Raw genomic sequence first — 21,909 nt, 5'->3', positions numbered from 1 at the left:
TTGCGGCTCTCACTAGGGGCTGCTGGATATAGATCAAAGGAACCACCAAGTGAAGGCACTTTCGCAGAAGCGACGTCATCCGCTGGCTGCACTAGCGTTGCTAGTGATGGGGCTCATGCTGACAGGTGGGCTATACGCCGTTGTCACAACCATGAATGAGGCCAAGGCCGACACCACCACGTTCACTGCGCAGCAGGTCGAGGAGGGCGAGAAGCTCTTCATCGCCAACTGCGCCACCTGTCACGGGATGGGCGCCAGCGGCACGGACGCAGGACCGTCCTTGGCCGGCGTCGGCGCAGCTGCCGTGGACTTCCAGGTCGGCACGGGCCGTATGCCCATGCAGATGCAGGGGCCTCAGGCTCGTGAAAAGCCCAAGCAGTTTGACACCGAACAGACCCGTGAATTGGCTGCCTACGTAGCCACCTTGGGCGATGGCCCGGCCATGCCGGCGGAGGAGTTCATTGACGGCGGCGGCGACGCAGCTGTTGGTGGCGAGCTGTTCCGCGTGAACTGCGCCATGTGCCACAATGCTGCCGCCGCCGGTGGCGCACTGACCCGTGGCAAGTTCGCTCCGCCGCTGGCTGGCGTGTCCAACAGCCACATGTACAGCGCCATGGTGACAGGCCCGCAGAACATGCCTGTGTTCAGCGACGCCAACATCAGCCCCGAGGGCAAGCGTGACATCATCACCTTCTTGAACACCATTGAGAACCAGGGCTCCCCAGGTGGCGCAAAGCTTGGCTCGCTCGGTCCGGTATCCGAGGGCTTGTTCCTCTGGACTGCCGTCCTTGGCGTAGTCATTGGCTTCACCATCTGGTTGACGTCCAGGACTTCCTAAGTTTCAAGCACCACAGGTTTTTGGCTGCGCCAGCAGCCACCAGATACATACATTACGACCCCGGGAATGCGCCGGGATAAGAGAAGGATGAGGGGATTATGGGCAACCATAGTGACGGCACGCCGACAAGCTCGGACGCCGTAGCTAAGGCTGGTCACGATGAGGTGGATAGGTTCCAGGACCCGGGACTGCCACCACATCGTTTGCGACTAGCTGACACGGACCCCAAGGCTGCAAAGCGGGCCGAACGCCAGGTGGCAGTGCTGTTTATCATTTCCATCGTTGGCACCTTGCTTTTCATGGTTGGCTACTTTGGCGTTCGCCTTGATGACACCATCGCCACATTGCGTGTGCAAAACACGTTCCTTGGCGTGGGCGTGGCCTTTGCCATGCTGGGCATTGGCACGGGCATTGTGCATTGGGCCCGCGCCCTCATGCCAGACCACGAAGTTGCCGAGGAGCGCCACGAACTGCGCACCGAGGAAGACCGTCTGGCAGCCATTCAGATCATCGATGACATCGTTGACGAGACTGGCATCAAGCGCCGCCCGCTGATCCGCAACACCCTCATCGGCGCCGTCGCACTGGCTCCCCTGCCGGCAATTGCGATCTTCCGCGACCTTGGCCCCCTCCCGGGCAACGCCTTGCGTCACACGCTGTGGAAGGAAGGCGAGCGTTTGTCTCGCGATCCTGATGGCACCCCCATCAAGGCAGCCGATGTCACCATCGGCTCGGCTTTCCACGTGATTCCTGAGTCGTTGAACAAGCTCGAACACGGCAAGCTCAACGAGAAGGCCAAGGCAGTTGTGCTGCTGATGCGCTTGAACCCGGAAGACCTTAACCCTTCGGAGGGTCGCGAAGACTGGGCCTACAACGGCATTGTTGCCTACTCCAAGATTTGCACCCACGTTGGTTGCCCTGTTGCTCTCTACGAGCAGCAGACACACCACCTGCTGTGCCCCTGCCACCAGTCGACCTTTGACTTGACGCAGGAGTGCAAGGTCATCTTCGGGCCGGCCGTTCGGCCGTTGCCGCAGCTGCCCATCACGGTTGACGCCGAGGGCTACCTGGTCGCCCAGAGCGACTTCCATGAACCTGTTGGACCGAGCTTCTGGGAGCGTGGCTAATCATGTCGACAGCACCGCAAACCACATTTGAGCCCAAGACCGCCACAGGGCGCATCACCAACTTTGTTGATGAGCGTGTTGGCGGTTCGGGCATGCTGCGTGAATTTGGCCGGAAGGTCTTCCCCGACCACTGGTCCTTCATGTTCGGCGAAGTTGCCCTGTATACCTTCGTCATCCTGCTCCTCTCGGGCACGTTCCTGACGTTCTTCTTTGATCCGTCCATGGCGGAGACCCACTACAACGGCGTCTACGTACCCCTCAAGGGTGTGGAAATGTCAGTTGCCTACAGTTCTTCACTGGACATCTCCTTTGAGGTCCGTGGCGGCTTGTTCATGCGCCAGGTTCACCACTGGTCGGCACTGTTGTTCGTTGCCGCCGTGTCCGTGCACATGCTGCGCGTGTTCTTCACCGGCGCGTTCCGCAAGCCCCGTGAGCTGAACTGGGTGGTGGGCGGCGTACTGCTCATCCTCTCGATGGCTGCTGGCTTCACCGGTTACTCACTCCCCGATGATCTGCTGTCCGGTAACGGCCTGCGCATCATTGACGGCGTGGTCAAGTCCATTCCGGTTGTTGGTACCTACATCTCCTTCTTCCTCTTTGGTGGGGAGTTCCCGGGCACCGTCATCATTGGCCGCCTGTACATGATGCACATCATGTTGGTGCCCGCCATGATCCTGCTCATGATTGCCATCCACTTGTTCATGGTTGTCATTCACAAGCACACCCAGTACCCCGGCCCGGGACGCAATGACCGCAACGTGGTGGGTTACCCGCTCGGCCCGGTCTACGCAGCCAAGGCTGGCGGCTTCTTCTTCATCGTGTTCGGTATCATCGCGTTTGTTGCTGCGACGTTCACCATCAACCCGATTTGGAACTACGGCCCTTACGACCCCTCCCCCGTATCCGCCGGCACACAGCCTGACTGGTACATCGGCTGGGTGGATGGTGCCTTGCGCCTCATGCCAGGTTGGTTGTTCAACATCCCGATGGAATGGCATATTCCGTTCCCGTGGGGCGTCAACACCTTGTCCTTCAACGTTCTTGGCCCGGCCCTGATCCCTGCTGGCATCGTGTTCACCGCACTGTTCCTCTACCCGTGGATTGAGCGCTGGGTAACCCGCGACAACCGCGAGCACCACGTACTGGACCGCCCGCGGAACGTGCCGACCCGCACGGCCATCGGTGTTGCAGGATTCATCTTCTACTGCGTCATGTGGGCAGCGGCAAGCTCCGACTTGATCGCGACACACTTCCAGGTCTCCCTGAACGATGTCACGTACTGGTTGCGCGCACTGTTCTTCATTGGCCCGGTACTTGGTTTCATCGTGGCCAAGCGTGTTGCCCTGGCACTTCAGCGCAAGGACCGCGAGATTGCCCTGCACGGCCGCGAGACGGGCCGCATTGTGCGCCTGCCGCACGGTGAGTTCCAGGAAATCCACGCACAGCTCGATGACTACAAGCGCTACAAGCTGGTTGGTTACGAGTCACCGGTCGCCGAAGAAGGCATCCCGAATGAAAACGGGATTGTCACCAAGAAGGAAAACCTGCGGGCCAAGCTCAGCGGATTCTTCTTCGAGGACCGTGTTGCCCCGGCAACACCGTCGGAGCTGGAAGCCGGACACCATCACGAGGCCATCGAAGCCAGTGATGATGACAAGGCCATCAAGCACTAGGCAGTTCTGAAACATAAAAGCAGTGGCCGGTTCCCCTGAGGGAACCGGCCACTGCTTTTTGCTGTCTAACCAGCGGGTGCGCCTTCGCGGAGGCGTGCCTCCCCGGGCCGCCCGTGCCGCTCTATGGGCGCCCGGGGACCGCCACTAGTACATGCGCCGGGTGCGCACGCCGGGCCGCTGCAGGGGCACACGGAGCTTGTAACGGTCCGCCCGGTAAAAGGACACCGAGTAGTCCACGGTTGCGCGGGACACAAAGGCGTGGCGTTCGGTACGCAGCACCGGCGCACCAATGTCCACTTTGAGCAGCCGGGCTATGGAGGGTGTCGCGGCATTGGCTTCGATGATGTCCTCGCCCCATTCGATCACCAGGCCGTAACGCTCCCCCAACACGTTGTAGAGGGACGACGGCGGTCCGGCGTCGAGGATGCCCGGCACACGCCAGGCGGGGAGGAAGTTCTCATCGACGCTCATGGGCTCGTCGTCGGCCAGCAGGAGCCTGCGCAGCCTGATGACTGCCTGACCCTCCTCCAGCGCCAGCTCACGCGCCAGGCGCGCTGTGGCGCGGATCTGTTCGAACGCGAGCACCCGGGCCGAGGGCCGCATGCCTCGGCGGGCCATCTCCTCGGAGTAGGAGGTCAGCTTGAGCGTTACATCAAGCTTGGTGCGGGCCACGAAGGTCCCCACCCCCACCACGCGCTCCAGCAGCTCCTCCTCGACAAGGGCCTCCACCGCGTGCCGCAGGGTCATCCGGGCCACGGCAAAATGGGCCGCCATGTCCCGCTCGGAAGGCAGTTGCCGGCCGGTCTTGTTGGACGACAGCACATAGTTGCGCAACAGTTCCCGCAGTTGGACATGGACGGAGACAGGGGACTCCCTGTCCAACTCCCCCGGGATGTCTTTCGCCGGCGGGACCAAATAGCTCATGAAACTCCTTTGCTCACAACTACCAGCCTAAAACACGACTACTCTCAATACAGAAACATCTACCTTCTAGGAGCTCGTTCATGTACACCCGCAAGATCAAAGTGGCTGCCAGCGTCGGCCTGCACGCGCGGCCGGCAGCAGTTTTTGTCCGGGCAGTCAACCGCACTGGCCTGCCCATCACCCTGGCCAAGGAAGGCATGGCCGCCATTGACGGGCGGTCGCTGCTGGCTGTCATGAGTGCCGACTTCCAACACGGCACCGAAGTTGAGTTGGCTGTGGGCCCGTGCGATGCGGACAGCGACTCTGTGCGGGCGGCCGTGGATGAGCTGGCGGAGCTGCTGGCCACGGACCTCACGGACCCGTCCTAGCCCTTCCCCCAAAGACGCTCTCGCAGCAATGGCTGGATTCTCGCGGACGCTATCGCACTTCGGTGCGATAGCGTCCGTCATTTATTGACCATTGCTGCGAGAGCGTCTGAAGGGACGGGATGGTTGTCGGACCGTTTGTGGTGGTGCCCACGCCTGTGCCGGGCACGCAAAAAGGGATTGTCCCCCACCTACGGTGAAGGACAATCCCTTTTTTGCAATTCAACCGGCTACTGGAGCCGGGCAATGCTAGTGTGCGTGGTCGCCGCGGCTGTACTCGTAAACCCAGCCGACCAGTGCAATGGCGGCGAGGCCCAGGCCGACCATGAAGATCCACCAGCCTACTGCCAAGCCCAGGAAGCCTGCTGCGCAGGACAGCGCCAAAACCAGAGGCCACCAGCTCCAGGGGCTGAAGTGCCCCTGTTCGCCGGAACCTTCGTGAATTTCGGCGTCAAGTCGGTCCTCGGGACGAGGACCAACCCGGTTACCTGTGTAGTAAAGGTACACGCCAATCATGAGGCACAAGCCCGCTACCAGGAAAATGGCCAAGTAACCGACGTGCTCATTCCAATCAACCATGAATCCGTAGACCGTGGCGACGGGGATGAAGAAGATGCCCATCAGGAGGAAGAACCATGCTTCGATTTTCACTGAGTTGATCCCTTCGATGAGGCGGCAACCGCCGGTACGTAGTGCGGGGCAAGCTCTGGATGGTGAAGATCCAGGGCTGGACGCTCCGAACGGATACGCGGCAATGAAGTGAAGTTGTGACGCGGCGGCGGGCAAGATGTTGCCCACTCCAAGGAGGCACCAAAGCCCCAGGGGTCATCAACTTCAACCTTCTTGCCACTGCGCCAGGTGATGTAAACGTTCCAGAACCACGGGATCATCGATGCGCCAAGGACAAACGAGGAAATGGTGGAGAACTGGTTCATCCAGGTGAAGTTATCCTCCACCATGTAGTCTGCGTAGCGACGCGGCATACCCAAGACACCCAACCAGTGCTGGATCAGGAAGGTGCCGTGGAAGCCCAGGAACAAGAGCCAGAAGTGGATCTTGCCCAAACGCTCGTTGAGCATCCGTCCGGTGAACTTGGGCCACCAGAAGTAGAAGCCGGCGAACATGGCAAACACCACTGTGCCAAAGACCACGTAGTGGAAGTGAGCAACCACAAAGTACGTGTCAGAAACATGGAAGTCCAACGGCGGCGACGCCAGGATGATGCCTGTCAGACCACCGAACAAGAAGGTGATCATGAAGCCGATGCTCCACAGCATGGGTGTTTCGAAGGTCAAGGACCCTCGCCACATGGTGCCAATCCAGTTGAAGAACTTCACACCCGTTGGCACCGCGATCAGCATCGTCATGAAGGAGAAGAACGGCAGCATAACCTGGCCGGTGACATACATGTGGTGAGCCCACACGGTCACTGACAAGGCGGCGATGGCGATGGTGGCGAACACCAGACCCTTGTAACCGAAGATCGGCTTGCGGCTGAAAACCGGGAAGATCTCCGAGACAATACCGAAGAACGGCAGGGCAATGATGTAAACCTCGGGGTGTCCGAAGAACCAGAACAGGTGCTGCCACAGCATGGCGCCACCGTATTCTGCGTCGAAGATGTGCGCACCGAATCGGCGGTCAGCGCCCAGGGCGAACAGTGCCGCTGCCAACGGCGGGAAGGCCATCAGAACCAAGATGGCCGTAACCAAAGTGTTCCAGGTGAAGATCGGCATGCGCCACATGGTCATGCCGGGGGCACGCATGCAGATGATGGTGGTGATGAAGTTGACGGCACCCAAGATGGTACCGAAGCCTGACAGGGCCAGGCCGAAGACCCACAAGTCGCCACCAACACCGGGGCTAAACGTTGTGTTGGACAACGGTGCGTAGGCAAACCAGCCAAACGCTGCTGCACCCTGGGGAGTGATGAACCCGGATACGGCGATGGTGCTGCCAAAGAGGAAGAACCAGAAGGCCAAGGCGTTCAAGCGTGGGAAGGCAACGTCAGGTGCACCAATTTGCAGGGGCATGATGACGTTGGCAAAGCCAGCGAACAAGGGGGTTGCAAACATGAGCAGCATGATGGTGCCGTGCATGGTGAACAACTGGTTGTACTGATCCTTGGTCTGCAGGATCTGCATGCCAGGCTCAAACAACTCCGCCCGAATGATGAGCGCCATGACGCCACCAAGACAGAAGAAGATGAATGCTGCGATCAGGTACATGTACCCGATCGTCTTGTGGTCGGTTGAGGTGATCCAGTTAACGACGATGCGTCCCTTGGATACGGGAACCACCCGCGGAGCAGCCGAATTCACTTCGGTTGCTGAGTACTCGAGCGTAGACACTTTCCTCGTCCCCCTACTTCTTCTCGGTGTTGGCGGCGTTGGGATTGCGGTCGTACTCTTCACCCAAGGCGCCGGTCTGGCCCTTGGCCTTGAGCTGTGCCAAGTGCGCATCGAATTCGGCCTGCGTGACAACCTTGACGTTGAAAAGCATTTCCGAGTGGTACTCACCACAAAGTTCGGCGCACTTACCGTCGTACGTGCCCAGCGCCGTCGGCGTCAGGGTCATGTAGTTGGTCTTACCGGGCAGCATGTCCTTCTTGTCCAAGAATGCCGGCACCCAGAAGGAGTGAATCACTTCACGGGAGTTCAGCTGCAGCTCAACAGAGCGGTTCACTGGCAAGTACAGTGTGGGCAGCTTCGTCTTATCGATCGGCTTGCCATCCAGTTCGGCCTGGACGCCGGCTGAGTACACAGCCTCTTTGACGTCGTTGCCTTCTAGATAGTTGAAGTCGAATGACCACTGCTTGGCGCGGACGTCAATGGTGACATCCGGGCTGTCAACACGGGCGTTGATGGACTTCTGCTCCACATCGGTGAAGTGGAAGAACACCAGAACCATGAACAACGGCACCAACACATAAAAAACCTCCAACGGGAGGTTGTAGCTCACCTGGCGAGGGAAGCCAGTGGCACCCTTGCGGCGGCGGTACGCGATGATGCACCAGATGATCAAGGCCCAAGTGATCAGGCCGATAATCAAGACTGTGATCCAGGAATTAACCCATAGATCGATGATTCCAGCCGTGTGATTGGTGGTGTCACGCTCGGCTGGCAACCAGCCGTTCTTACTCTCTGCCGTACATCCAGACAAAGCTAACGCTCCGGCAATCGCCATCCCGGCTATGGGGATGACTTTTGCGCGTCGGCTGCCGGTTCGGTCCTGCGAACTCACAGACGGCCCTTCCTCTTGTTACTGCGCTCCGCGGCGGTTGAGAGCCGCGAGGAGCTAAATGGGTTTTACTACTCGATGTAGAGCTTACCGCTATGGCACACAAAATGCGTACTAACCCGCCCGTGCGTCGGATGTCCGCAAGGAATACTTTGCGGTCAGCTCTACATCCAGTAGAAAACTTTACTTAGTGGAACGAATCGCCGCAGGCGCAAGAGCCTCCGGCGTTCGGGTTGTCAATGGTGAAACCCTGCTTTGAAATGGTGTCTTCAAAGTCGATGCTGGCACCATCCAGGTAGGGGACGCTCATCTTGTCGATGACAACCTCGACGCCGTCAAAGTCGCGGACCGCGTCGCCGTCGAGCATGCGTTCGTCAAAGTAGAGCTGGTAGATCAAGCCCGAGCAGCCGCCCGGCTGAACTGCCACGCGCAGGCGCAAATCGGTGCGGCCTTCTTGTTCCAGCAGGCTGCGCACCTTGCCGGCAGCCACATCGCTGATCAGCACACCGTGGGTGGGTAGTTCGGTGGCGGCAACATCTGCTGATGAAGTTTCTTCGTGGACATTTGCAGTCATGGCATTTCCTTACGTGGGGGTACAAGTACATGCTACGTCGAGCACCGGCGGGGGTGCTAACTTATGTCAACTGCCTGGACGCGGATTGTGTTCCGCCAAGGCACCGTTGTTGATGGCACCCAGCAGGTAGGCCTGGGCCACGATGGCCTTCTCAAAGTCCCCCAGGTGCAGGGATTCGTTGGCACTGTGCGCCCTGGAGTCTGGATCCTCAACCCCCGTGACAAGGATTTGCGCGCCCGGGTAGATCTCCTTCAGGTCCGCGATGAAGGGAATGGAGCCGCCCATTCCCGTTTCAACAGCAGCCACACCCCACGACTCCCCCAACGCCCACAGGGCCACCTGGGCGGCCGGCGCCTGAGTGTCCGTGGCAAAGGACTGGCCGGCTTCACCGGGCACAAAGCTGACCTGGGCTCCAAACGGTGCGTTGGCCTGCACGTGCTCTTCCACTGCAGCCATGGCCGCGGCCGGATCCTGCCCGGGAGCAAGACGCAGGCTGATCTTGGCCCGCGCTGTCGGCAGCAAGGTGTTGGAGCTCATCTCCACGGTTGGCATGTCCATGCCAATGACGGACAGCGCCGGCTGGGTCCACAAGCGGGAGGCGATGGTGCCGCGACCGGCCAGCTGCACGCCGTCGAGCACGCCGGCATCCGCCCGGAAGTCTTCCTCGGAGTAGTCCACATCGGAGTCCTCGCTGCCGAGCAGGCCCTTGATGGCCACCGATCCCCGCTCGTCATGGAAGGTGGCGATGAGGCGCGCCAACAAGGTGGGCGCATCCAGCAGCGGACCACCAAACATGCCCGAGTGCACCGCATGGGAAGTCACGCTGACTTCCACAACACCATCCACCAGGCCGCGCAGACTGGTGGTCAGGGCCGGGATGCCCACCTGCCAGTTGGCGGAATCAGCCACCACAATGACGTCGCCGGCCAGCAGCGCCCGGTACTTTTCCAAGAATGCCCGGAACGTGGGCGAACCCGCTTCCTCTTCTCCTTCAATGAAGAACGTCACGCCAGCGCCAAAGTCATCGCCAAGAACCTCCTTGATAGCGCTGAACGCGGCAATGTGAGCCATGATGCCGGCTTTGTCGTCAGCGGCGCCGCGCCCGTACAGGCGCCCCTCCCGCTCCTGAGCCACGAAGGGTTCGCTGTGCCACAGCTGCGCGTCCCCCGGCGGCTGGACGTCGTGGTGCGCGTACAGGACAACTGTGGGGAAGCCGGGAGCCGCGGCTTTCCTGGCCACGACGGCGGGACCGCCAGGGCCGCCGTCGTCCTTGGGAACACGCAGAATCTGCACGTCTTCCACTCCGGCGCCGCGAATCAACTCGGCAACTGCCCGGGCACTCGTGTCCAGGTGGGTGGCGTCGAAGGCGTCCCAGGCGATTCCGGGGATGGCAACAAGTTTGCTCAGCTCCGCAACGGTGCTGTTGAAGCTCGTAGCGACGCTGTTGCGCAGTTCATTGAGGGGAAGGTTGGCGGTTACATGGGCAGGCAGCGCGGGGGCGCTATGAACGTTGTGGGTCATAAACGCCAGACTACCGCCGAGAATGTGTCAACGGTCAAGGCAGGGCACCGTTTCAGGGTATTCTGTACGGGTGTTTGGACGTAAGAAAGATCAAGCCCCCGACCCGCAGCTGACGGCTGCCTCCTCCGAGCAGTTTTCCCCCTCCAGGGATGCCCAAGCTGCCAAAGGTGTGCCCACTCCCTCACGCAAGGACCAGGAAGCGGCACGCAAGCGCCCCCTAGTTCCCAATGACCGTGCAGCCGCCAAGGTGGCAGCCCGCGATGCGCGCCGCGAGGAACAGGCCCGCATGCGCCGCGCACTGGACACCGGCGAGGAACGCTTCCTGCCGCTGCGCGACAAAGGGCCGCAGAAGCGCTACGCTCGCGACTATGTTGACGCCAGGTTCAGCCTGGGCGAATTCGTCATGTTCGCGGCCCTGGGCATCGTCCTGCTGACTCTGGTACTGCCGCCCACCGGCAATGCCTCCATCATCCTCTTCGCCGCGTTCTGGGTCATGGTCGCCTTTGTGGCGATCGATGTCTGGTTCATGGGCCGCAAGCTCAAACGCCTCATCGCCACGAAGTTCGGCTCCGTCGATTCCGGCGTCATCTGGTACGGCTGCATGCGCTCCATGCAGTTCCGCCGCCTGCGCCTGCCCAAGCCCATGGTTCGCCGTGGGGAATGGCCTTCCTAGACCCCACTCCCTCCCAAACCTCGTGCCTCGGCTCGGGACCCTCGGGAGCGTGGGCCCATCCCACCGCTTTACGCGCCGGCTACTTCCTAACGGAAATGGCCGGCGTCGCATTTTAAATGGCTAAGCTGAATCAATGGAATACCGCTACCTTGGCCGCTCAGGCCTGAAGATCACCGAAATCACCTACGGCAACTGGCTCACCCACGGCTCTCAGGTGGAGAACGACGTCGCCACGGCGTGCGTACGTGCCGCGCTCGACGCCGGAATCACCACCTTTGACACGGCTGACGCCTATGCCAACGGCGCCGCAGAGTCAGTGCTGGGAACAGCATTGGCCACCGAACGGCGCGAATCGCTGGAAGTTTTCACCAAGGTTTACTGGCCGGTTGGCCCCAAGGGACCCAACGACACCGGCCTGTCGCGCAAGCACATCATGGAGGGCATCAACAACTCCCTGCGCCGCCTGAACATGGACTACGTTGACCTGTACCAGGCCCACCGCTACGACTACGAAACGCCTCTGGAGGAAACCATCGCAGCGTTCGCCGACGTGGTCCGGGCGGGCAAGGCCCTGTACATCGGCGTGTCCGAGTGGAACGCCCAGCAGCTCCGCGACGGCCAAACGCTTGCCCGCGAGGCTGGATTCTCCCTGGTCTCCAACCAGCCGCAGTACTCCGCCCTGTGGCGCGTCATTGAGCCCGAGGTGGTCCCTGCCTCGTTGGAGCTGGGCCTGTCTCAGATTGTGTGGTCGCCCATGGCCCAGGGCGTGCTCAGCGGCAAGTACCTCCCGGGCGCGCCGCTGCCTGCCGGTTCCCGCGCTACAGACGCGCTGGGCGGGGCGAACATGATCAGCGCCTTCCTCCAGGATGACATCCTCAGCAACGTCCAAAAGCTGCGCCCCATTGCCGAGGAACTGGGCCTGAAGATGTCCCAGCTGGCCATTGCCTGGGTCCTGCAGAATCCCAACGTGGCAACAGCTATCGTGGGCGCTTCGCGTCCGGAGCAGGTGGCCGAGAACGTCGCAGCGTCCGGGGTGGTCATTCCGGCCGAGCTCATGACTGCCATTGACGCAGCCCTGGCCCCGAGCATCGTGAACGACCCTGCCAAGACACAGAGCCCGCCCACACGGGTCTAGCTTTCCTCTCATTAATGCGCTGTGCCGGCTTGTCGGCGGTTGAAGAACCGCCCACAAGCCGGCACAGCGCATTAAAGCCTCGTTGCCGCCTATGTGCGCAGGGCTGCCAGTTCCTTGTTGATCCGGGCAGCCCAGAACGGGCCCTCATAAAGGAATGCAGTGTAGCCCTGCACCAGGGTGGCGCCGGCGTCGAGACGTTCCTGAACTTCGGCCCCGGTTTCCACGCCGCCCACGGAGATCAAGGTGAGGTGGTCCCCCACGGCGGCCTTGAGCTGGCGGAGCACTGCCAGGGAGCGGGATTTGAGGGGCGCACCGGAGAGTCCGCCGGCACCCTTTTCCGCCACCATCGCCGCGGGGCTCAAGAGGCCCTCGCGGCTGATGGTGGTGTTGGTGCAGATGATGCCGTCGAGCTTGAGCTCCAACGCCAATGCGGCAACGTCGGCAACGTCCTCATCAGCCAGGTCCGGGGCGATCTTCACCAGCAATGGCACGTGCCGTCCGGCAGATTGATCGGCCGCTTCGCGCACACCGCTCAGCAGGGGGCGCAAGGTGGCAACGTCCTGGAGCAGGCGCAGGCCCGGGGTGTTGGGCGAGCTGACGTTGACGACCATGTAATCGGCTGTGGGGGCCAGTGTGCGGGCGCTGATGAGGTAGTCCTCCAGCGCATCCTCAAGCTCCACGGCCTTGGTCTTGCCAATGTTCACACCAACGATAGGCCGCACGGCCGGGTACGTCTTGCCCAACTGCGCCAACGCCTGCCTGAGGCGCGGCGCAACGGCCGCTGCGCCGTCGTTATTGAAACCCATGCGGTTGATGACAGCGCGGTCCGCCACCAGGCGGAATAGGCGCGGCTGCGGGTTGCCGGGCTGCGACTGGCCCGTAATGGTGCCCACTTCAACGTGGCCGAAGCCCAGGTTGGCGAGAGCGTTGATGCCCTTGCCTTCCTTGTCAAAACCGGCGGCAAGGCCAAACGGTGTGGGGAAGGTCATGCCCAGGGCCTGGGTCTGCAGGGATGCCGCGGGGGTGAAGATGCGGCGCAGGACGGCGCCGGCTCCCACCGTGTGAGTCGCCTTGATCATGGTGAAACCGATCTTGTGCGCTCTTTCGGCGTCCATCCAGGAGAAACAGAGCCGGAAAACTGTGGGATAAATTCGCATACCCCTAGTTTTCCGGTTCCGCGCCGCATCTGCAAAACGTCCAGCCACAATCTTCGACGCATGGCGGGCGCCAAAGGGCGTTAGCATGTCCACATGGATACCAACGGTGGCGGTGCATGGCAACAGGCGGATGTTGTAGTGGTGGGGGCGGGGCTGTCCGGCCTGGTCAGCGCCGCCGAAGCGTACAACGCGGGGCGGACGGTGCTGATCCTGGACCAGGAACCCGAGACCTCACTGGGCGGTCAGGCCCACTGGTCCTTTGGCGGGCTGTTTCTGGTGGATTCCCCCGAGCAGCGACACCTGGGCGTGAAGGACTCCCCCGAGTTGGCCATGAGCGACTGGCTGGGCTCGGCCGCCTTTGACCGGCCCGAGGATCTCTGGCCGCGCCGCTGGGCTGAGGCCTACGTCAATTTTGCCGCCGGCGAGAAGCGGGCCTGGCTGCACGCGCTCGGCGTCAAATTCTTCCCCCTGGTCCAGTGGGCCGAGCGTGGCGGCTACGACGCCCAGGGCCACGGCAATTCCGTTCCCCGCTTCCACGTGGTGTGGGGCACCGGGCCCGGGATTGTGGCGCCCTTCCTGGCCAAGCTTGAGGAGGGTGTTGCCGCGGGCCGGGTACGGTACGCCTTCCGGCACCGGGCCACCGAGCTGGTGTTCGACGCCGGAACCGTCACCGGGGTGCGTGGCGAGGTGCTGCTGCCCTCCGAGGCCGCCCGGGGCGTGGCCAGCAGCCGGGACATGGTTGGTGGCTTTGAGCTGACTGCCGGGGCCGTCATCGTTACCACGGGAGGCATTGGCGGCAACCACGCCATGGTGCGTGAGCAGTGGCCCCACGGCACCGGGCCGCGCTACATGCTGACGGGCGTTCCGGCGTCGGTGGATGGGGAATTCCAACAGGCGGTGTCCCGCGCCGGAGGTGCCCTGATCAACACAGACCGCATGTGGCACTACCCCGAGGGCATCCACAACACGGATCCGGTGTGGCCCAACCACGGGATCAGGATCCTGTCCGGCCCATCGCCCCTGTGGCTGGACGGGAACGGCAAGCGTCTGCCGGTGCCGCTCTTCCCCGGCTTCGACTCCCTGGGCACCCTGCGCCATCTGGAAACCACGGGGCACGACCATTCCTGGTTCATCTTGAACAAGACCATCATCGGCAAGGAATTTGCCCTGTCCGGCTCCGAACAGAACCCCGACCTGACGGGCAAGGACGTGAAATTGCTGGCCAAGCGCGCCCTCGCCGGCGCCCCGGGGCCCGTGCAAAACTTCCTTGACCGCGGCATCGACTTTTTGCAGGCCACCACGGCTGCCGAACTCGCCGGAAAAATGAATGACCTGGTGGGTGCAGACCTCATTGATCCGCAGGAGCTGCAGGAAACGCTGCTGGCCAGGGACCGGCAGGTGGACTGCGGTTTGGGCAAGGACACCCAGCTCAATGCCATCCGGGAAGCCCGGCGCTTCGCCACTGACAAGCTCATGCGCGTGGTGCCACCCCATCCCATCCTGGCACCCGAGCACGGCCCGCTCATTGCCGTGCGCCTGACCACTCTGACCCGCAAGAGCCTGGGCGGGCTGACCACGGATCTGTCAGCGCGTGTCCTTGACGGGGCCGGCAACGCCATCCCCGGACTGTATGCAGCAGGCGAGGCGGCGGGGTTTGGCGGCGGTGGCATGCACGGCTACCGGTCAATGGAGGGCACTTTCCTGGGCGGCTGTCTGTTCTCCGGCCGAATTGCTGGCCGCGCCGCAGCAAGCGACGGCGACGAGTGAGGGCTGCCGGCCCGCAGTGGCACGAAGACATTCTGGGGCCCGACTACCAAGCCCTGAGCCTGCAGGTGCCGGCCCGGACCGCGCCCGCCAAGGACGGCGATGACGTCCCCGTTCCGGCCCCGCCCGGCGCTGGTGCTGGTGCTGGTGCTGGTGCCAGCACCGCCGAGGGTGCTGGCCAGGAACCTTCACCAGTTTCCTACCGGGCAACTCTGGTGCGGCACCGGCAGGCCGGAGCGCAAGGAGCGGACGCGGCGCACGGTGGGGACCCGGCGTCGAGCAGTAAGCCTGCCGTGCTGTTCATTCACGGCTGGAGCGACTACTTTTACAACACCGGACTGGCCGAATTCTTCACCGGCCTCGGCTATTCCTTCTATGCCCTGGATCTGCACAACCATGGGCGCAGCCTGACCTCCCACGAGATGGGCGGCTATGTTGCCGATCTTGCCGACTACGACGCCGAAATCCTCGCCGCGCACGCCGTCATCTCCCAGGAGCATCCCGGCAATTCAGGCGCTGCTGGCACAGCAGAAGGCAACGCCCCGATCCTGTTGATGGGCCACTCCACGGGAGGACTCATTGCCACCTTGTGGGCGCATCACCACCCGGGTTTGGTGAGCCACTTGATTCTCAACAGTCCCTGGCTGGAAATCCAGGGCGGTGCTGCGATCAGGCGCGCAGCCACTCCGCTGGTGCAGCTGGCGGACCTCCGCCCACTCATGCGCATGCGGGTGCCCGAGCGATCGTTTTACTGGCGCGGCATCAGCGACGAGGCCTACGGCGAATGGCCTGTGGACAAGAAGCTCCGCCCTCCGCACGCCTTCCCGGTCCGGGCTGGCTGGATGAAGGCCATCCTGGCTGCACAGCAGGAAGTGGCCTCGGGCCTAAATCTGCCCATGCCGGTTCTTGTCCTGCTGTCCACGAAGAGCATGCTAGGGCCCATTTGGAGCGACGCCATGCTCCGCGCCGATGTTGTCCTGGACGTGCGTTCGCTGGCCTTGCGGACGTTATCCCTGGGCAACAGCGTCACGCTGGAACGGTTGGAGGGAGCACTCCACGAGGTGCTCCTCTCCCCCCAGCCCGTGCGCGATGACGGCTACGCCCGCATGGCACGCTGGCTCCGGGGTTATGTGGGCCGGTAGCTAGGCCTTCGCCGCGGCGTCGACGGCGCCGCCGTAGCGCCTGTCCCTGCGCGCATACTCATCCACGGCAGCCCACAGGGTGGTCCTGTCCACATCCGGCCACATGGTGTTCATGAAGACAAACTCAGCATAGGCGGACTGCCACAGCAGGAAGTTGGACAGGCGCTGTTCGCCGCTGGAACGCAGGAACAGGTCGACGTCGGGAACGTCGGGCAGGTACATGTACTTCTGCACTGTCTTCTCATTGACGGCCTTCGGGCTAAGTTTGCCTGCCGCAACATCCGCGGCCAGGGCGGAGACGGCGTCGGCAATTTCGGCCCGGCCACCGTAATTAACACACATCGTCAAGGTGATGACGTCGTTGTCCTTGGTGTGTTCCTGGGCTTCCTCGAGCTCGCGGATCACCGATCCCCACAGCTTGGGCCGCCGCCCTGCCCAGCGAATGCGCACGCCCCAGGCATCGAGCTGGTCGCGCTGACGACGTAGCACATCCTTGTTAAAACCCATGAGGAAGCGGATTTCCTCCGGCGAACGCTTCCAATTTTCGGTGGAAAACGCATAGACGCTGACATACTTGATGCCCATGTCAATGGCACCGGCCATGACGTCCAGCAGCGCCGGTTCGCCCGCCTTGTGCCCCTCGATCCGGGGCAGGCCGCGCTCATTGGCCCAGCGGCCGTTGCCATCCATGACAATGGCCACGTGCTCCGGCACTAACTCCCTGGGGATGGCCGGCATGGCCGCCCCGCCAGCATGGGGCCATGGCGCCACCACGGGGGGCTTGGCCGTGCTGCGGCCGCTCTTGCCGCCGCCACTCTTGAGTCCGCTGCTGAACAGTTCGCTGCGCTGCATTGCCATATTTTTATACACGCTCCACAAGTTTCAGGGAACGCACTGTGCGTTCCAAATGCCATTGCACATAGCCGGCCACCAGCCCGGCTGCTTCACGGCGATGAATGTTTACTGAGGCATCAGCCCCGGGCCAATCCCCACTCAGGAGCTGACCCAAAAGAGTCATGGTTTCCGGTGCCGGAGCCGGTGAACCCGGAGGCCGGCAGTCGTGGCACACGGCACCACCCAGTGCTGCGTTGAACGCGCCATGCGGGCCGGGTTCCCCGCAGCGGGCGCAATCGGTAAAGCTGGGGGCCCAGCCGGCAATGGAAACTGCCCGCAATAAGTACGAATCCAGGATCAATTGTGCTGCATGGGCGCCCCGGCTCAGTGACGACAGGGCGCCGACCAGGAGCAGATAGTGCGCCGTGGAGGTTTCGCCGTCCACATCCGTGAGGCGTTCGGCCGTTTCCGTCATGGCCGCGGCCACCACATATCTGTCGTAATTGGCGGCGATGGCATCCCCGTAGCTCGCCTTGGCAACCGCCTGGGTCACAATGTCCAGGGACCGGCCCTTGACCAGTTGCAGATCCGCCACCATGAACGGTTCCAGCCGAGCGCCGAACTTGCTGCTGGTCCGCCGCACACCCTTGGCCACGGCCCGCAACTGGCCATGGTGGTGGGTCAGCAGCGTGATGATCCTGTCCGCTTCACCCAATTTGTGGGTGCGCAGAACTACGGCGTCATCCCTGTAGGTGCGGGCGGCAAATGATTGATAGGACACCATTCCATTCTCCCACCATTGCCAGCGTTGGCGGGCGTGGGCGCACCGTGGACACAAAACACCCCGGCCAGAACCCTTGTGTGAGGGTCCTGGCCGGGGCGCGTTTGCTCAGGCCTGGGCGTCCCGGATGGCCCGGTTCACTGCTGAGATGACTGCCTTCAGGGAGGCGGTGGAGGTGTTGGCGTCGATGCCCACACCCCACAGGACCCGCTCGCCAACAGTGCATTCCACGAACGCGGCAGCGCGGGCGTCGCCACCTTCGGAGAGTGCATGCTCGGTGTAGTCCAGCACCCGCACATCCATGCCGTCCTCTGCCAGAATGGCCAGCAGCGCGGCAATGGGACCATTTCCGGTGCCGGTGCGCGTATGTGTTGCACCGTCAATATCCAGCTTGGCGGTCAGCATCATCTCGCCGTCGTCGTCGGTTGAGGTGGCGAAGGAACCGATCCGGTAGCGGCCCCACTGCTCGTTACTGCCCTCTGCCGGCAGGTACTCATCCTTGAAAATGCTCCACAACAGCCCGGCGCTGACTTCCCCGCCCACGGTGTCCGTGCGCTTTTGGATGACGCCGGAAAATTCGATCTGTGCGCGGCGCGGCAGGTCCAGGTTGTGCTCGTTCTTGAGCAGATAGGCCACGCCGCCCTTGCCGGACTGGGAGTTGACACGGATGACTGCCTCGTAGCTGCGGCCCAGATCCTTGGGGTCAACCGGCAAATACGGAACGGCCCAGACCTGGTCGCTGACGGGAACACCGGCGGCGTTCGCTTCTGCTTCCAGGGCTTCCAAGCCCTTCTTGATGGCATCCTGGTGGGAGCCGGAGAAGGCTGTGAACACCAGGTCGCCACCGTAGGGTGAGCGTTCCGCCACGGGCAGCTGATTGCAGTACTCCACCGTGCGGCGGATCTCGTCAATATCGGAGAAGTCGATCATGGGGTCAATGCCCTGGGTGAACATGTTCAGGCCCAGTGTCACCAGGTCAACATTGCCTGTGCGTTCGCCGTTGCCGAACAGGCAACCCTCAATGCGGTCGGCCCCGGCCAGGTAGCCCAGTTCCGCCGCGGCAACACCCGTGCCGCGGTCGTTGTGGGGGTGCAGGGACAAGATGATGCCCTCGCGCGGGTGCAGGTTCCGGCTCATCCATTCGATGGAATCGGCGTAGACGTTAGGGGTTGCCATTTCAACCGTGGCCGGCAGGTTGATGATGACCTGGTTGTCGGCAGAGGCCTCGAAGATGTCGGCAATGGCGTTGCAGACGCGCAGGGCGTATTCCGGCTCGGTGCCAGTGAAGGACTCCGGTGAGTACTCGTAGGTAATGACGGTGTCGCTCAGGGTTTCTTCATACTTCTTGCATAGGCGCGCACCCTGCAGGGCGATGTCCAAAATGCCGTCCTCGTCCTGCTTGAAGACTACGCGGCGCTGCAGCACTGAGGTGGAGTTGTAGAGGTGGACAATGGCGGACTTGGCGCCCACCAGCGATTCGTAGGTGCGCTCGATCAGGTGCTCGCGCGCCTGGGTCAGGACCTGGATCGTGACGTCGTCCGGGATGTGCCCGCCCTCAATGAGCTGGCGCACAAAGTCAAAGTCCGTCTGCGAGGCGGAGGGGAAGCCAACTTCGATTTCCTTGTAGCCCATTTTGACCAGCAGCAGGAACATTTTCAGCTTCCGGCCCGGGCTCATGGGGTCAATCAGGGCCTGGTTGCCGTCACGCAAATCCACAGCACACCAGCGCGGAGCCTTGGTGATGACCTTGTCCGGCCAGGTGCGGTCCGGCAGATTCACGGAGATTTGGTCCTGGAACGGAATGTAGCGGTGGACGGGCATTCCCGAGGGCTTTTGTGCATTTCGCATTGGAGGTGACCTTAATATTGTTCAACGAAGGGGAGGCCGGCCGGGCAACACAAACACCGCAGCGAGGGTGGCCACATCCACGTTGATCAAATCAACGGGTTCAAGGCCTCGCCGCGGCAGCTAAGAAGAAGCATTCCAGTGCGCACTTTTTTACCCTAACACGGCACGTAGGATGATGGTGAACCAACTCACTATTGTGGACGCGTGCAAATGCTCCACAGCAGCCAACCCACGAAGGGGAATCGATTCACTTGAGCCACTCCGGAATCAATCTGAGCAACATTGACCCGAATGTCCGCCCCCAGGATGACCTGTTCACCCACGTCAACGGCGCGTGGCTTGAGGCGGAAGTCATTCCGGCGGACCGTGCACTGACGGGCTCCTTCATCACACTGCGGGACACCTCGGAGGCCGCCGTGAAGGCCATCATTGAACATGCCGGGGCGCAGGCGGGCAATCCCGAGGCCAGCGACGCGGAGTTGGCGGCCAAAATTGGCGACCTGTATGCCGACTTCATGGATGAGGACACCATCGAGGCCGCCGGGGCCGCCCCCCTGGCACCCCTGCTGGCGGCGATCGAGAACGCAGAGTCCATTGCCGCCGTCGTGAGTCTCATGGGCGAGCTGGACAGGAGCGGTGGCAGCACACTTTTTGGCGCTTATGTGAACAACGACGCCGGAAATCCGGACCGCGCGCTGCTGCACCTTTTCCAGGCGGGGCTGGGACTGCCCGACGAGTCGTACTACCGTGAGGAGAAATTCGCCCCCATTCGCGAAGCCTATGTGGCCCACGTGCAAAAAATGCTGGAACTGGCAGAAGTTGCCGATGCTGCGGCGAAGGCACCGCGCATCATGGCCCTGGAAACCGAGATTGCCGCCACACACTGGGACAAGGTGACCCTGCGCGATCCGCAGAAAACTTACAATCTGATGGGGCGGGCCGAGGCGCTGGCGCTGCTGCCCGAACTGGAACTGTGGCTTGACTCCTTGGGCGTCAGCGCCGAACAAGGCGCGGAGGTGGTGGTGGCAACACCCGACTTCTTCTCCGGACAGCAGGCACTTTTGGTTCAGGACCGCTGCGCCGACTGGCAGGCATGGTTGGCGATGCGCACCATTTCCACGCTGGCACCGTACCTGTCCAAGGACTTTGTGGACACCAACTTTGCCTTCTACGGCACCACACTCAGCGGCACCCCCGCCATTCGGGAACGCTGGAAGCGCGGCGTTGGGCTGGTGGAAGGCGTGCTGGGCGAGGCCGTGGGGCAGCTGTATGTGGCCGAGCACTTCCCGGAATCACACAAGGCGCACATGGAAGCCCTGGTGGCGAACTTGATCGAGGCGTACCGGATCAGCATCACCGAGCTGGCCTGGATGAGCCAGGAAACCAAGGAGAAGGCCCTAGAGAAGCTGGCCGCCTTCACACCCAAGATCGGCTACCCGGCCAAGTGGCGCGACTACAGCGATTTGAAGATTGTGGCCGGGGACCTGCTGGGCAACATCGAGCGCAGCAACGCCTTTGAGCTGGCCCGCCAGCTCAACAAGATCGGGGCGCCCATTGACCGCGACGAATGGTTCATGACGCCCCAAACGGTCAACGCCTACTACAACCCCACCATGAACGAGGTGGTGTTCCCGGCGGCCATCCTGCAGCCGCCGTTCTTTGACGCGCAGGCCGACGACGCCGCCAACTACGGCGGCATCGGTGCCGTCATCGGCCACGAGATTGGCCACGGCTTTGACGACCAGGGTTCGCAGTTTGACGGCACCGGTGCCCTGCGAAACTGGTGGAGCGATGATGACAGGGCAGCCTTCCAGGCCCTCACGGCCAAGCTTGTGGACCAGTACAACGCGCTCTCCCCCCTGGCTGCCCCGGACGAGTTTGTCAATGGGGAGCTGACTCTGGGTGAGAACATTGGCGACTTGGGCGGCCTGGCCATTGGCTTCAAGGCCTACCAGATCAACCTCAATGGCGCCGAGCCCGCCGTCATTGACGGGCTCAGCGGCGCACAGCGCTTCTTCTTCTCCTGGGCCGAATGCTGGCGTACCAAGATCCGCCATGAGGAGGCCGTGCGGCGCCTGAGCGTTGACCCGCACTCACCCGCCGAGCTGCGCTGCAACGCAGTGGTCAGCAATCTTGACGCGTTCCACGAGGCCTTCGGCACCAGCCCCGAGGACAAGATGTGGCGCGAGCCCGGAGACCGCGTGTCCATCTGGTAGACCCGGCTTAAAGAGAAGGGGGCTTTTTGTGGTGTGTGGTGGGGTTGCCGGAGGGCAAAAAACACACCCCCTCCCCCGTCTCTTCACGCCGCGTCCC

General features: G+C 62.3%; 19 protein-coding genes. 9 read left to right on the top strand and 10 right to left on the bottom strand.

Annotated elements, in window-relative coordinates; translation table 11 throughout:
- The first annotated feature begins 49 nt into the window (after positions 1 to 49).
- The 3 genes from qcrC (at position 50) to qcrB (ending at position 3,638) form a co-directional block, all read left to right on the top strand.
- On the top strand, positions 50 to 838 hold the full coding sequence (gene qcrC, locus ACX80Q_RS04330; protein WP_459329295.1) for a cytochrome bc1 complex diheme cytochrome c subunit: 789 nt from the start codon (positions 50 to 52) through the stop codon (positions 836 to 838).
- A 98-nt stretch (positions 839 to 936) separates the two neighbouring features.
- A complete protein-coding gene (qcrA, locus tag ACX80Q_RS04325) occupies positions 937 to 1,965 on the top strand; it encodes a cytochrome bc1 complex Rieske iron-sulfur subunit (RefSeq protein WP_459329294.1) in 1,029 nt (342 codons plus the stop codon).
- A gap of 2 nt (positions 1,966 to 1,967) precedes the next feature.
- Positions 1,968 to 3,638: a cytochrome bc1 complex cytochrome b subunit gene (qcrB, locus tag ACX80Q_RS04320; protein WP_459329293.1), complete on the top strand. Its 1,671-nt coding sequence runs from the start codon at positions 1,968 to 1,970 to the stop codon at positions 3,636 to 3,638.
- Between the two features lie 144 nt (positions 3,639 to 3,782).
- Here qcrB and ACX80Q_RS04315 read toward each other — a convergent pair whose 3' ends face one another.
- Positions 3,783 to 4,562 (bottom strand): GntR family transcriptional regulator, encoded by a 780-nt coding sequence (locus ACX80Q_RS04315; protein WP_459329292.1) that lies wholly within the window; start codon positions 4,560 to 4,562, stop codon positions 3,783 to 3,785.
- A gap of 80 nt (positions 4,563 to 4,642) precedes the next feature.
- Between ACX80Q_RS04315 and ACX80Q_RS04310 the strand changes: the two genes are divergently transcribed.
- Positions 4,643 to 4,930, top strand: a complete 288-nt coding sequence (locus ACX80Q_RS04310) for an HPr family phosphocarrier protein (RefSeq protein ID WP_459329291.1) — start codon at positions 4,643 to 4,645, stop codon at positions 4,928 to 4,930.
- A gap of 246 nt (positions 4,931 to 5,176) precedes the next feature.
- On the opposite strand, the gene ACX80Q_RS04305 is transcribed toward ACX80Q_RS04310, so the two are convergent.
- The 5 genes from ACX80Q_RS04305 to ACX80Q_RS04285 form a co-directional block, all read right to left on the bottom strand.
- Positions 5,177 to 5,578, bottom strand: coding sequence for a cytochrome c oxidase subunit 4 (locus ACX80Q_RS04305; RefSeq protein ID WP_459329290.1), 402 nt, complete (start codon positions 5,576 to 5,578; stop codon positions 5,177 to 5,179).
- Positions 5,575 to 7,278, bottom strand: coding sequence for an aa3-type cytochrome oxidase subunit I (gene ctaD, locus ACX80Q_RS04300; RefSeq protein ID WP_459329289.1), 1,704 nt, complete (start codon positions 7,276 to 7,278; stop codon positions 5,575 to 5,577). Before ctaD ends, ACX80Q_RS04305 begins: the two co-directional genes overlap by 4 nt.
- A 13-nt stretch (positions 7,279 to 7,291) precedes the next feature.
- A complete protein-coding gene (ctaC, locus tag ACX80Q_RS04295; protein ID WP_459329288.1) occupies positions 7,292 to 8,170 on the bottom strand; it encodes an aa3-type cytochrome oxidase subunit II in 879 nt (292 codons plus the stop codon).
- Positions 8,171 to 8,354: 184 nt separating this feature from the next.
- Complete coding sequence (locus tag ACX80Q_RS04290) at positions 8,355 to 8,741, bottom strand: HesB/IscA family protein (RefSeq protein WP_459329287.1); 387 nt, start codon at positions 8,739 to 8,741, stop codon at positions 8,355 to 8,357.
- A gap of 66 nt (positions 8,742 to 8,807) precedes the next feature.
- Positions 8,808 to 10,262, bottom strand: a complete 1,455-nt coding sequence (locus tag ACX80Q_RS04285; RefSeq protein WP_459329286.1) for a M20/M25/M40 family metallo-hydrolase — start codon at positions 10,260 to 10,262, stop codon at positions 8,808 to 8,810.
- A gap of 70 nt (positions 10,263 to 10,332) precedes the next feature.
- On the opposite strand from ACX80Q_RS04285, the gene ACX80Q_RS04280 reads away from it, so the two are divergent.
- Both ACX80Q_RS04280 and ACX80Q_RS04275 read left to right on the top strand, forming a co-directional pair.
- Entirely contained in the window at positions 10,333 to 10,935 is a 603-nt protein-coding gene (locus ACX80Q_RS04280; RefSeq protein WP_459329285.1) for a DUF3043 domain-containing protein, read from the top strand.
- Positions 10,936 to 11,068: 133 nt separating this feature from the next.
- Complete coding sequence (locus tag ACX80Q_RS04275) at positions 11,069 to 12,070, top strand: aldo/keto reductase family protein (protein WP_459329284.1); 1,002 nt, start codon at positions 11,069 to 11,071, stop codon at positions 12,068 to 12,070.
- Between the two features lie 89 nt (positions 12,071 to 12,159).
- On the opposite strand, the gene ACX80Q_RS04270 is transcribed toward ACX80Q_RS04275, so the two are convergent.
- Positions 12,160 to 13,227 carry a quinone-dependent dihydroorotate dehydrogenase gene (locus tag ACX80Q_RS04270; RefSeq protein ID WP_459329283.1) on the bottom strand — a complete coding sequence of 356 codons (1,068 nt, stop codon included), beginning with the start codon at positions 13,225 to 13,227 and terminating at the stop codon, positions 12,160 to 12,162.
- A gap of 93 nt (positions 13,228 to 13,320) precedes the next feature.
- On the opposite strand from ACX80Q_RS04270, the gene ACX80Q_RS04265 reads away from it, so the two are divergent.
- Together ACX80Q_RS04265 and ACX80Q_RS04260 are read left to right on the top strand one after the other, a co-directional pair.
- Positions 13,321 to 14,994 (top strand): FAD-binding dehydrogenase, encoded by a 1,674-nt coding sequence (locus ACX80Q_RS04265; RefSeq protein ID WP_459329282.1) that lies wholly within the window; start codon positions 13,321 to 13,323, stop codon positions 14,992 to 14,994.
- Positions 14,991 to 16,133 carry an alpha/beta hydrolase gene (locus ACX80Q_RS04260; RefSeq protein ID WP_459329281.1) on the top strand — a complete coding sequence of 381 codons (1,143 nt, stop codon included), beginning with the start codon at positions 14,991 to 14,993 and terminating at the stop codon, positions 16,131 to 16,133. Before ACX80Q_RS04265 ends, ACX80Q_RS04260 begins: the two co-directional genes overlap by 4 nt.
- Here ACX80Q_RS04260 and ACX80Q_RS04255 read toward each other — a convergent pair whose 3' ends face one another.
- The 3 genes from ACX80Q_RS04255 to leuA all read right to left on the bottom strand — a co-directional run bounded on the left by ACX80Q_RS04255 (position 16,134) and on the right by leuA (position 19,596).
- The gene (locus tag ACX80Q_RS04255) at positions 16,134 to 16,985 is read right to left on the bottom strand and encodes an isoprenyl transferase (RefSeq protein ID WP_459329280.1); all 852 of its coding nucleotides are present in this window, start codon (positions 16,983 to 16,985) and stop codon (positions 16,134 to 16,136) included.
- A 10-nt stretch (positions 16,986 to 16,995) separates the two neighbouring features.
- The gene (gene recO, locus ACX80Q_RS04250; protein WP_459329279.1) at positions 16,996 to 17,748 is read right to left on the bottom strand and encodes a DNA repair protein RecO; all 753 of its coding nucleotides are present in this window, start codon (positions 17,746 to 17,748) and stop codon (positions 16,996 to 16,998) included.
- Positions 17,749 to 17,856: 108 nt separating this feature from the next.
- Positions 17,857 to 19,596: a 2-isopropylmalate synthase gene (gene leuA / locus ACX80Q_RS04245; protein WP_459329278.1), complete on the bottom strand. Its 1,740-nt coding sequence runs from the start codon at positions 19,594 to 19,596 to the stop codon at positions 17,857 to 17,859.
- 251 nt (positions 19,597 to 19,847) lie between these two features.
- Here leuA and ACX80Q_RS04240 point away from each other — a divergent pair, with 251 nt between their 5' ends.
- On the top strand, positions 19,848 to 21,812 hold the full coding sequence (locus ACX80Q_RS04240; RefSeq protein WP_459329277.1) for a M13 family metallopeptidase: 1,965 nt from the start codon (positions 19,848 to 19,850) through the stop codon (positions 21,810 to 21,812).
- The last annotated feature ends 97 nt before the right edge of the window (positions 21,813 to 21,909 follow it).

The sequence above is a fragment of the Arthrobacter sp. HLT1-20 genome, assembly GCF_054510895.1.
The sequence above is the reverse complement of the archived record's forward strand: the minus strand, read 5'-3'. Positions and strand labels throughout refer to the sequence as shown.

What these genes read in the sequence shown, in the direction of transcription:
- qcrB (WP_459329293.1), top strand. Translation starts at nt 1,968, where the DNA reads ATGTCGACAGCACCGCAAACCACATTTGAGCCCAAGACCGCCACAGGG.
- ACX80Q_RS04310 (WP_459329291.1), top strand. Translation starts at nt 4,643, where the DNA reads ATGTACACCCGCAAGATCAAAGTGGCTGCCAGCGTCGGCCTGCACGCG.
- leuA (WP_459329278.1), bottom strand. Translation starts at nt 19,596, where the DNA reads ATGCGAAATGCACAAAAGCCCTCGGGAATGCCCGTCCACCGCTACATT.
- ACX80Q_RS04255 (WP_459329280.1), bottom strand. Translation starts at nt 16,985, where the DNA reads ATGCAGCGCAGCGAACTGTTCAGCAGCGGACTCAAGAGTGGCGGCGGC.
- ACX80Q_RS04265 (WP_459329282.1), top strand. Translation starts at nt 13,321, where the DNA reads ATGGATACCAACGGTGGCGGTGCATGGCAACAGGCGGATGTTGTAGTG.
- ACX80Q_RS04270 (WP_459329283.1), bottom strand. Translation starts at nt 13,227, where the DNA reads ATGCGAATTTATCCCACAGTTTTCCGGCTCTGTTTCTCCTGGATGGAC.
- ACX80Q_RS04275 (WP_459329284.1), top strand. Translation starts at nt 11,069, where the DNA reads ATGGAATACCGCTACCTTGGCCGCTCAGGCCTGAAGATCACCGAAATC.
- ACX80Q_RS04285 (WP_459329286.1), bottom strand. Translation starts at nt 10,262, where the DNA reads ATGACCCACAACGTTCATAGCGCCCCCGCGCTGCCTGCCCATGTAACC.
- ACX80Q_RS04290 (WP_459329287.1), bottom strand. Translation starts at nt 8,741, where the DNA reads ATGACTGCAAATGTCCACGAAGAAACTTCATCAGCAGATGTTGCCGCC.
- qcrA (WP_459329294.1), top strand. Translation starts at nt 937, where the DNA reads ATGGGCAACCATAGTGACGGCACGCCGACAAGCTCGGACGCCGTAGCT.
- ACX80Q_RS04315 (WP_459329292.1), bottom strand. Translation starts at nt 4,562, where the DNA reads ATGAGCTATTTGGTCCCGCCGGCGAAAGACATCCCGGGGGAGTTGGAC.